The sequence below is a fragment of the Mesorhizobium sp. M7A.F.Ca.MR.148.00.0.0 genome (assembly GCF_003997735.1).
Classification (GTDB): Bacteria; Pseudomonadota; Alphaproteobacteria; order Rhizobiales; family Rhizobiaceae; genus Mesorhizobium.
The window spans coordinates 1-7,551 of the sequence record NZ_RZTB01000172.1 but is presented as its reverse complement, the minus strand read 5'-3'; the positions used below and the strand labels follow the sequence as shown (position 1 = coordinate 7,551).

Here is a 7,551-nt window from a genome sequence, read left to right as displayed (position 1 = left end):
TTGAGTGCCTCTTCCTTGGTGAGGCCGCACTTGCGCGCAAAGTAGAGAGCTTCGACCGCCTTTTCACGATCTGTGGCTTCTGTGTGCTGTTTAAGCTTTTTACCCATCGTTCTCTATCACCTTTGATGCCACCGAACCATCACGGTGCCGGGTTGTTCCCGCGATCACCTCGTGCGCCCCACGGTAGTAGGACAGCGAGAAGCCTTGCCTCTGCCTTTGCAAGGTTGCCATGGCGATCCGGAACCTCGAGGCATGTGGAGAGTTGTCCAGCAGCCCAGCGGAGATCCAAGCCATGGCGCCACCAGATGCCAATCCCGGCGCCGCCGCGCAGCCGAAACGCTCTAGCAAGCCGGCAACTCCATCACCGGCACGGCACAAGGCCTCCGGAGCAGGATTATCTATCGACGGGTTCCCAATGGTATGAAGGACAATGGCCCATGAACGTCGCCAACCTGCAATTGGAAGGTTTGCTTATGGCGGTCGCGGCCGTCAATAACGCCTTGGTCCGCAGAGGCCTTCTCTCGGTCGATGATATCGACACGGCGTTGAAAAACGCGGAAGCCTCGTTCACGGTTGATGAGCGCCTCTTCGAGGATATGTCGCCGGCTAACCGCGACGCAGTGTGTTTCCCTTTGCGGCTTTTGCGGCTGGCTAACACCAAGCAGTTCGAAGCGAGTGTGCCACCGTTTTCCGAGCTGGCCAGGCAGGTGGGGATCACCAAGGAGCCTAATAACGACCAGATGTGAGGGAGGAAGGTCGACCTGCGCGGGTGGCCTCGAAAGACGTGATGAACGATGACCCTGTAGATTCGCTCGCCAACGCAATTCGGCATCGCAGCGCAATTCTGTTTGTTGGGGCAGGGGTTTCGATCAGCGTTGGATTACCCTCCTGGGAGAAGCTGATAGAGCGAATGGCAAAGGAGCTCGGCGTCGACGACGAATTTTCCACGCGACGCGATCGTTTTCAAACCCTGGCCGAGTACTATCGCATCAAGCATGGCAGCATCGGGCCACTTCGCAGTTGGATGGACAGAAACTGGTCCGTCCCCAAGGACCGGATCGAGAATTCCGAGTTGCATCGTCTCATCGTGAGGCTCGACTTCCCTGTCATCTACACAACTAACTATGATCGGAATCTGGAACTGGCTTATGAGATATACGGTCGGGACTACGTGAAAGTGGCCAATGCACGCGATGTGGCGCAGGCCCGCCAAGGCATTACCCACATCGTCAAGTTCCATGGTGATTTCGACGAGGATTCGTCCCTCGTCCTCACCGAAACGGACTACCTCGATCGTCTCTCCTTCAATTCTCCGCTGGACGTGCGTTTTCGCTCGGATGCGCTCGGCAGCACGATCCTCTTCATTGGCTATAGCCTTTCCGACCCAAACATTCGGTTGTTGCTGCACCGTCTCTGGCAGACGTGGCATCGGTCCGGCTATGAGAAAGATCGCCCGCCCTCGTTCATCTTCATGACCAGCCGAAACCCTGTGGAGGAGGCCGTGCTTGGACGTTGGGGCATTTCGGTCGTGGTCGGCGAAATCGACGAGCCGCAAGCTGCTTTGGTGGACTTCCTCAGCCGGCTGGCGGAGATGGTTGGGGATGGGGAACTGTCGCCAAAAAGTGGGCGATAGCAACATCCGTATGATGGGCAGTTCGGCGGGCTCTCAAGGAGCGGCACATGGCAGAGAATTCCGTCCGGAATTTCAAGTTCAATTGGCGTCAAGGATACTATCGCGGCACGGAGAGCTAATCGGAAACTTACTCACGCACTGCCTACTTTGAAGTGCCTTTCAGCGGTAACGGCTCAACCTCGATGCGCCTTGCGCCGAGCTTCGGCGCAAGGGGCGAGCTTGTTTAGCGATACGCTACCGGCTGATCAACGCTTGGCGTTTTCACTCTCCGAGTCGGCCCGCGCCAGGAACTGCTCGGTTGTCGTTGGAATATGGCTTTTCAACCAGTCCGCCATTGCGACTTCCTCACGCAGGTTCTCTTCGCAGACCTGGGCGACCTCTGCTTCACCCAGCGATTTGGCAGCGGCGATGAGGATTGTGTAGGAGGCGATTTCCATGTGCTCGAACGTGTAGCTTGCAAGCGATCCTTTCATCACTTCGTCACCGGCGAAGACACCGCTGAGCGACTGCGCCATTGCCGTCAGCTTGCCGCCGGCATCCTTGAGTGTGGAAGATCCTTGTCCGATGCGGTCGAGACAGGTTTCCAGCCGAGCAGCCTGCTGCCTGGTCTCCTGGACGTGCTGGCGAATCCGTTCGCTGAGCTCAGGATAGTTCTCAATTCGGTTCAACTGCCCATTCAACATGGTCTCGGCCTGCTCTTCCATGGCGTGAGCATCCCTGAGCCATTGGACAAGCCATTCGCGCGATTCTGACATTTCATATCTCCTTCATGGGTCGGCCAGAACTTTCAAAGGGAGATATTGTTCCTCATAGTTTGACCTGCGGAGTCAGCCTGTGTCGCAGGCTTTTCCCAGTCGGCGCTGCAATCAGGCTCTCGGCACCAGGAGAGAATAGCGCGGTACGCGCACTGCCGCTGTGTCCAAGCTGGCAAACGCATTTCTGCAGAATGACCGAACCTGCTGCCTGTCGCGGGTTCGGCGACGGATGGACCTCTGTTTCGCGTCGGCTCGTATTCTGATGCCCGCGCTGCCATGTAGGGCTAAGCTGTATCTCGCCGGAGCGGCTTCGCATTTTACCGTTCGCTTGCGAAATCAACCCCTACCTGATGCGCGTCCAGGGACGAGGCATGTTCACCTGCGGAGATCTTATCTCACGAAGGGATCGCAATGGAACGTCAGGGCATTTCGGAGGTTGGTAAGGAAGTTTCGCAGCTAAGGAAACGAGCCATGACTTCTTCAGACAATTCTTCAGCTGGCATATCACCACGCCCCGAAAAATCGGGCGGCAGGACCTCGTCTAAGCCGGCGACACCGTCACCGGCCGCAGAGAAAGTCTCCGGAGCAGGCCCTGCGATGGCCGAGCATTCGAAAGACGCCAAGGCGCCCAGAGGCGGTCGTCAGCCTGGGGCTTATGTCAAGGATTAGACGGCCGAGCTGGGTTGAGTTTCGGCTGCCCACTGCAGTCGAAGGAGGTTCTTATGCAGATGATGGGAATTGTCGTCAGCCGAGACCAGGCTCCGATCGTGGAATTCCGCGGAGAGGGAGGCGAGTGTATTACAGTCACCCTGCAGGCCGGGCATACCCTTCCTGACGACCAACTCATTGCAAAGGCCAAGGCTATGATGATTCAGGTCGCTCAGTTCGGGATGGACCAGACCAACAGTGCAGCGATGTCTGACCGGTTGTCGGCCGATGAGGTGATACAATCCGGAATGTCGGGATAGAATAGCGGGAAGGCGAACAACCACCGCCGGGGCAGCCTTGGGCAACGGAGCGGGCAATAGTTCCATGCAGACCGATCGAAGATGGGAGCATGCGGATCGACGAGCGCTCGGTGGGCGTGAACTCATCCGGCGGCCTTGCTCCCGGTACGGAGCCAGCACCGCGCAGGCGAATTTTCGGGATTATCAGCCAAGCCCACCATGAGCATATCCCCTTGCTGATTGGGAAAGTGACGGCATTGCGGAACTTCGGATCGCCGCCGCGCTTAATCCGGCGAAGGAGTGATCCGATGAACGCGACCAAAGAGTTTTTTGAAACCTGGCTGCAGGAGAATGTCGGCACTCTTGCTGGCAAAGAGGAAGTGAGCTTCGCCGTGCTGGTCCAGCAATTCGAGCAGGATGCCGAAGCGGCCGGTTATGGTCGCGAGGTGCGTGAGGACGAGCTCGGAAACATTGAAGATGCGATCGAGCAAGCTCTAAAGAACGCCCGAACTGGCGTGCATGGTGACGCCGATGGCGAACCCACCGACGTGGCAGCCCTCATGGATGCGCTGGAGGTCGAAGATGCCAAAAGCGGGCCGTAGGCCTTACCAGATTAGCTCTATTCGTTTGTCGAAGTTGCCGGGGTAGCCCTATGGAGCAGTTTCGCAAGGACATGGCCGCCTTGGCAGAGCCAGCTTTCTGGGTGACGATAGGTTTGCTTCTGGTCCCGTATGCGCTTGGAACGGTGCTGCTCGTTTGGACCTGCGGCTGTCTGTAAGTTTGCTACTGACACACCCGTAGCGGTTCAACGGCCCTAACGCCCGAATTCCCTACAATACCGAGCTGATGCGCTTGCGGGGGCCCTGTGCTGCAGCAAAGTCTGAACGATCTCGTCGCGAGAAAAGTTCTCGTCGACACCAGGCTTCTTTGCTCCCGGTAACAATATCGCGCTGACAGCTTTTTGCGAGAGGGGGGAAGGCCGCCGTTCATGTTCAGGCGACCACGCTATCTGCGCTCTCATAGTTCCAGCTACGGCCCTCCAACACGATGCTCCGATCACGCGCCTGAGCATCCGCGCATGCCCCTACATCGAAAATAGCCCTGCAGCTTGCGAGTTGCCTTGGAACACTTGTGTCATATCGAAGTTCGGCCCCCTAGGAGAACCAAGATGGCCATTACACAAGCTGCCAACGACAACCACCAGCCGGGCGAGAAACCGGAACATGCAACCGAAACCTCACTCAAAGCGGCGATAGACCAGTTTAGGGCGGGACGCAGGTGCAAAATGGCACTACGGGCGACAAGAATCGGGGCGAGGCACTGAGATGCCGCGGATCAATCATGACGGTCGCAACGAGAATACCACATTAGCTGCAGCACTCATTATCGACAAGGAACGTGCTGAGCGCGCCGCCAAGACGGCGCGGTTGAAGGAGGCTCGCCTCGCACAAGCCATCACGCCCGGTCCCAGCCAACGCAAGCCGCGTGTCACCAAAAAGGTTCGCAGGATTTTTGTTGCTGGCTAGGAGGTGTCCGTGACTCGCAATCACGACAAGGAAAGATACGACCGCGCCAAACGTATCAGCCAAGAGATGCTGGACGCTGAACGAGCCGAACGCGCCGAGAAGACGGCGCGGCTGAGACAAGCAAGGCTTGCACAGCATCCGGTGAAGTCACCGCCGGCGCAGCCGCGAATGCATCGCAAACCCATCCCGGCTCTCAAAAAGAGGAGCCGTAAGGTGATTGAATTCTTTTAGGCTCTCTCGCTCGCCTACAGCACCATGCAGGAACACCGTCCGGACTTAACAGGCCTGGCGCAGGGGCTTTCACGACTGGCTCCAGCTCGATCCGTGCACATGCTGCCCTTTGTTGGTTCATCCCCCCTGCAGTTCGTGAATCCGGCGCCATGTTCGAACTTGCATAGGTTAATGACCTCTTCCCAGAAACGAGTCATGCATGGGCTTGCCGCCCAGCATCTGCGGCCTTGATTTAAGTCGAGTCAAAGGGGCGTACATGACCTACGACACCGCCAGTGATCAACCTATCTATCCTGAAGGGTTGAGATTGCTGGAATCGGTCCTCAAGAGGCTTTGCGAGGAAGCAGAGATTCAACTGATCTCTTACAACGCCGAGCAGATTGCTGCCGAGCTTATAAAATTATTCCAGAGTGGCATGAAAGATGAAACGGTTCTGCTTGTCATCATGCGGGCGCGGCTGCGAAAGAGGCCGGTCTTGGCGGTCGGCTAGTCCTTCTTACCGTCAGTCCACGATCCACGGCGCGGCGTTCAACGGCGACTTGCGAGCGTCTTCAGCGTACGATGCCGCACGATCTCGCGGAGACTTCTGCATCTCCGCCACCTCGCCATCGTCAGAGCTGCGAGCGTAGCGTGCTGGCAAAGTAGCACGAGTGGGAGATGGGAGGCAGCAACGCTGCCTGAGGTTTGATGGTCACGCGCACACCCGCTGCATCCTTTTCGACACCGCCGCGTTGAGGTCAAACCTGCCAGAAATGTTTGATCCGCTGGCACAATGACTGGAGCGGCTAATGCCGAAATTTCGCTTCGAGTTTATCGAGGGCATGTCGCAGCCTGCAATCTTTGCCGATATGGCTGATCGAGATGAGGCTGTCAGAGAGGCGAAGCGCACTGCCAAGGAGGCCATGCTCGACGGAATTGTCGATGGCGTGGACCCGACCAGTTGGGTGACGAAGGTTTATGATGAGGCAGGCTATCTCGTCGCTACTCTCGGATTCCACGATCTGGTCGCCGCGCCCAAGGATACGGAAGAGCTCAAGGAAACAGAGGAGCCTGGCGTCTTGCGATCGGGTTGAAGCCTGGTTTCTACGCTGTTGCCATCGAGCAGATGTCCCGAAGACCGCCCTTTGAACATTTCACGAACCAAATCGTTCGCCGGTGATGCGCCGCACCATGCACGACAGCCACGTCAGCCGACCGACCGCCGAGACCGAAGATGTTCTGATCGTCGGAGGCGGGCCGGCGGGATTGACCGCCGCTCAATATCTCGCCCGTTTTCGCCATCGCGTGCTGGTGATCGATGCCGGCGATCCTCGTGCCGCCTTGATCCCAACGAGCCATAACTGTCCTGGCTTTCCCGAAGGGATAAGTGGAGCCGATATTCTGGATCGCCTTCGACGTCACGCCACCTTGTATGGAGCCACTCTGGTTGGAGGGCAGGTCCATTCCCTCGCCGCTGCCTATCGGGGGTTCGTCGCTGAGACCTCGATCGGCGCAATCCGGACACGCAAGGTGTTTGTGGCGACAGGGATCATCGATACGACACCTGTCATTCCGCGTCTACGCGAGGCAATTGCCGCAGGTGTCGTTCGACTCTGCCCCGTATGCGACGGGTATGAGGCGATCGACCAGAAGATTGCGGTCGTCGGGCACGACGAGAGAGCCTTTAAAGAGGCCATTTTCCTCAGTCGGTTTACACCGCTCATAACGATGCTTGGGAGCGACGCATCCGACTTTTCGCCCAGCACTCGTGGTGCGGCGAGGGCAAGAGGCATAGTCATCGGTGACGCTCTCGATACGCTCTGCCCGACAGCAGACGGTTGCGAGGCGATTTTAAAAGATGGGACGTCATCCCGCTTCGATGCCATTTATCTGGCACTGGGGTGCAAGGTACGTTCTCAACTCGCCGAGGCGGTAGGCGCAAGATGTTGTGAAGAGGGCTATGTCACAGTCGACGAGCATCAGCAGACTTCCATCCAAGGCATGTACGCCATTGGTGACGTTGTCAAAGCGTTGAACCAAATAGCCGTCGCTTTTGGACAGGCTGCCATTGCCGCGTCGCATGCCCATAGAGAGCTTGAGAGCGCCGAGCGGACTGGATTTGCAGATCAGCCTTCTCAACGGACATGAAGATCACGCGGCTGATCGAGCTCTTGGCTGCCTTGATGGCGCGTATCAACGTCTCGACCCGGCCGACAAGGAGTTGCCGTAACTGGCCGAGAATGTCGATCCCCGAAAGATCATGATACTCCCAGCGACAGTTTACAGCCGCGGAACATTCACTGCGGTACGAGGTTTGGCTGCAGGCCTACAATCCTCCCTCATTGTCTGGGCCTTGAGGCTGTCGAAGCAGCTTCGGCCCGTCTCGGCTTTGTCCGGGGCGGGCTTTCGTGGCTGTAGCAACTCGGCTCGCCAAGCCATTCTTTCTGTCCAAGATCATAACTGCCATTTCTCAACTTTAA

10 protein-coding genes are annotated in these 7,551 nt (G+C 57.5%); 9 read left to right on the top strand and 1 reads right to left on the bottom strand.

The annotated features are described in order from the left end of the window. Positions 1–437: 437 nt before the first annotated feature. The gene (locus EOB49_RS31545; RefSeq protein ID WP_127318144.1) at positions 438–746 is read left to right on the top strand and encodes a hypothetical protein; all 309 of its coding nucleotides are present in this window, start codon (positions 438–440) and stop codon (positions 744–746) included. Between the two features lie 41 nt (positions 747–787). Further along, positions 788–1,633, top strand: a complete 846-nt coding sequence (locus EOB49_RS31540; RefSeq protein WP_127318142.1) for an SIR2 family protein — start codon at positions 788–790, stop codon at positions 1,631–1,633. A 245-nt stretch (positions 1,634–1,878) separates the two neighbouring features. Here EOB49_RS31540 and EOB49_RS31535 read toward each other — a convergent pair whose 3' ends face one another. Beyond that, positions 1,879–2,388: a DUF892 family protein gene (locus EOB49_RS31535; RefSeq protein WP_127318140.1), complete on the bottom strand. Its 510-nt coding sequence runs from the start codon at positions 2,386–2,388 to the stop codon at positions 1,879–1,881. A gap of 722 nt (positions 2,389–3,110) precedes the next feature. Between EOB49_RS31535 and EOB49_RS31525 the strand changes: the two genes are divergently transcribed. From EOB49_RS31525 to EOB49_RS31490, 7 genes are all read left to right on the top strand, one after another. After that, complete coding sequence (locus EOB49_RS31525) at positions 3,111–3,356, top strand: hypothetical protein (RefSeq protein WP_127331622.1); 246 nt, start codon at positions 3,111–3,113, stop codon at positions 3,354–3,356. Positions 3,357–3,445: 89 nt separating this feature from the next. Next, positions 3,446–3,937 (top strand): hypothetical protein, encoded by a 492-nt coding sequence (locus EOB49_RS38170; protein ID WP_245463550.1) that lies wholly within the window; start codon positions 3,446–3,448, stop codon positions 3,935–3,937. Positions 3,938–4,660: 723 nt separating this feature from the next. Then, the gene (locus tag EOB49_RS31510) at positions 4,661–4,861 is read left to right on the top strand and encodes a hypothetical protein (RefSeq protein WP_127318134.1); all 201 of its coding nucleotides are present in this window, start codon (positions 4,661–4,663) and stop codon (positions 4,859–4,861) included. A 9-nt stretch (positions 4,862–4,870) separates the two neighbouring features. Then, on the top strand, positions 4,871–5,092 hold the full coding sequence (locus EOB49_RS31505; RefSeq protein ID WP_127266467.1) for a hypothetical protein: 222 nt from the start codon (positions 4,871–4,873) through the stop codon (positions 5,090–5,092). A gap of 256 nt (positions 5,093–5,348) precedes the next feature. Continuing rightward, positions 5,349–5,582: a hypothetical protein gene (locus EOB49_RS31500; RefSeq protein ID WP_127383270.1), complete on the top strand. Its 234-nt coding sequence runs from the start codon at positions 5,349–5,351 to the stop codon at positions 5,580–5,582. 298 nt (positions 5,583–5,880) lie between these two features. Continuing rightward, entirely contained in the window at positions 5,881–6,165 is a 285-nt protein-coding gene (locus EOB49_RS31495) for a hypothetical protein (RefSeq protein WP_127318130.1), read from the top strand. A gap of 85 nt (positions 6,166–6,250) precedes the next feature. Beyond that, positions 6,251–7,219 (top strand): NAD(P)/FAD-dependent oxidoreductase, encoded by a 969-nt coding sequence (locus EOB49_RS31490; RefSeq protein WP_127383269.1) that lies wholly within the window; start codon positions 6,251–6,253, stop codon positions 7,217–7,219. Positions 7,220–7,551 lie beyond the last annotated feature (332 nt).

What these genes read in the sequence shown, in the direction of transcription:
- EOB49_RS31495 (WP_127318130.1), top strand. Translation starts at nt 5,881, where the DNA reads ATGCCGAAATTTCGCTTCGAGTTTATCGAGGGCATGTCGCAGCCTGCA.
- EOB49_RS38170 (WP_245463550.1), top strand. Translation starts at nt 3,446, where the DNA reads ATGCGGATCGACGAGCGCTCGGTGGGCGTGAACTCATCCGGCGGCCTT.
- EOB49_RS31490 (WP_127383269.1), top strand. Translation starts at nt 6,251, where the DNA reads ATGCGCCGCACCATGCACGACAGCCACGTCAGCCGACCGACCGCCGAG.
- EOB49_RS31535 (WP_127318140.1), bottom strand. Translation starts at nt 2,388, where the DNA reads ATGTCAGAATCGCGCGAATGGCTTGTCCAATGGCTCAGGGATGCTCAC.
- EOB49_RS31545 (WP_127318144.1), top strand. Translation starts at nt 438, where the DNA reads ATGAACGTCGCCAACCTGCAATTGGAAGGTTTGCTTATGGCGGTCGCG.
- EOB49_RS31525 (WP_127331622.1), top strand. Translation starts at nt 3,111, where the DNA reads ATGCAGATGATGGGAATTGTCGTCAGCCGAGACCAGGCTCCGATCGTG.
- EOB49_RS31500 (WP_127383270.1), top strand. Translation starts at nt 5,349, where the DNA reads ATGACCTACGACACCGCCAGTGATCAACCTATCTATCCTGAAGGGTTG.
- EOB49_RS31540 (WP_127318142.1), top strand. Translation starts at nt 788, where the DNA reads ATGAACGATGACCCTGTAGATTCGCTCGCCAACGCAATTCGGCATCGC.
- EOB49_RS31510 (WP_127318134.1), top strand. Translation starts at nt 4,661, where the DNA reads ATGCCGCGGATCAATCATGACGGTCGCAACGAGAATACCACATTAGCT.